Annotated in this window: 1 protein-coding gene; it reads right to left on the bottom strand. The window is 72.2% G+C overall.

The window, feature by feature from the left end:
• The coding region (locus tag LQT98_RS18505) for a non-ribosomal peptide synthetase (protein WP_231464179.1) at positions 1-1,495 on the bottom strand (1,495 nt) is incomplete at both ends.

Below are 1,495 nucleotides of genomic sequence, written 5' to 3'. Positions count from 1 at the left end.
GCGGCAGGCGCTGCGCCAGCCAGTCCCGCAGCGCGGCGGGAGAGAGCGACGCGCCCTCGCGCGGCGCCGCGAAACCCGCCAGCTGCGCGTGGCCGTCTATGCTCGCCTCGTCCACCATCACCGCCGCGGCGGCGACGTCCGGGTGCCGGGCCAGCGCCGCCTCCACCTCGCCCAGTTCGATGCGGAAGCCGCGGATCTTGACCTGCTCGTCGATGCGGCCCAGATAGTCCAGCTCGCCGCCCGCGTCCCAGCGCCCGAGGTCCCCGCTGCGGTAAAGCCGCTCGCCGGGCAGGAAGGGGTCGGCGATGAAGCGTTCGCGGTCGAGCTCGGGACGCTTGTGATAACCGCGCGCCACGCCCTCCCCGCCCACGTAAATTTCGCCCGGCACGCCCGGCGGCACCGGATGCCCGGCGGCGTCGAGCAGGTAGACGCGGTAGCCGGGCAAGGGCCGGCCCACCGGGCTGCGCGAGGAGAGCGCGTCGCCCGCGCCCAGCACGCGCTCGGTCACGTGCACCGTGGTTTCGGTGATGCCGTAGAGATTGACCAGCGCGACGCCGCTCTCCTCGCCCAGGCAGGCGGCGAACTGGCTGGGAATCAGCGCCTCGCCGCCGAAGAACACATGGCGCAAACCGGCCGGCAAGGGCCGCCGCGCGTCGCCCAGCGCGCGCAGCAGCTGCTTGAAGGCGCTGGGGGTCTGGCTCAGCATCGTGACGCCCTCGCGCTCCAGCAGCGCGAGAAATTCCTCCGGCGTGCGCGAGCAGCGGTAAGGCACGATTTCCAGCCGCCCGCCGTGCAGCAGGGCGCCCCAGATTTCCCATACCGAGAAGTCGAAGGCGTAGGAATGGAACAGGGTCCACACATCCGACGGTCCGATGCCGTAGCTCCGGCGCGTCGCCGCGAACAGATGGTCCACATTGCGGTGCTCCACGCACACGCCCTTGGGCTGTCCGGTCGAGCCCGAGGTGTAGATCACATAGCACAGGTCGGCGGGCGAAGTGTCGCGCGGCGGCGGCGCGTCTTCGCGCTCGCCGGACTCCGCCGCATCCCCCATCCCGATCAGAACCCCACCGAAGTCCCCGAAGCGCTCGCGCGCTTCCTCGCCGCAGATCAGCGCGCCGGCGCCGATATCCTCCAGTATCCAGGCGAGACGCTCCGGCGGATGGTCGAGATCGAGCGGCACATAGAAGGCGCCCGCCTTCAACACCGCTAGTATCGCGACGATGCTGTCCACGCCGCGCCCGAACGCCAGCGCAACCGGCGTGTCGCCGCGCACCCCGGCGGCGTCCAGCCGCCAGGCCAGCCGGTTGGCGCGGCGATCCAGTTCGGCGTAAGTCAGCGCCTCGCCCTCGCATTGCAGCGCGACAGCATCGGGGCGCGCGCGCGCCTGCGCCTCAAAACGGCGATGCAGGCACTGGCGCGCCGTCTCGTCCGCGCGCCGGGCCGCCGCGTTCCAGCCCGCGACCAGCGCACCGCCCGCCTCCGCGCCCAGCAGCGA

Origin of the sequence: Chromobacterium aquaticum (assembly GCF_021129195.1) — a bacterium.
Taxonomy (GTDB): domain Bacteria; phylum Pseudomonadota; class Gammaproteobacteria; order Burkholderiales; family Chromobacteriaceae; genus Chromobacterium; species Chromobacterium aquaticum.
This window is presented reverse-complemented; position numbering and strand designations above follow the sequence as displayed.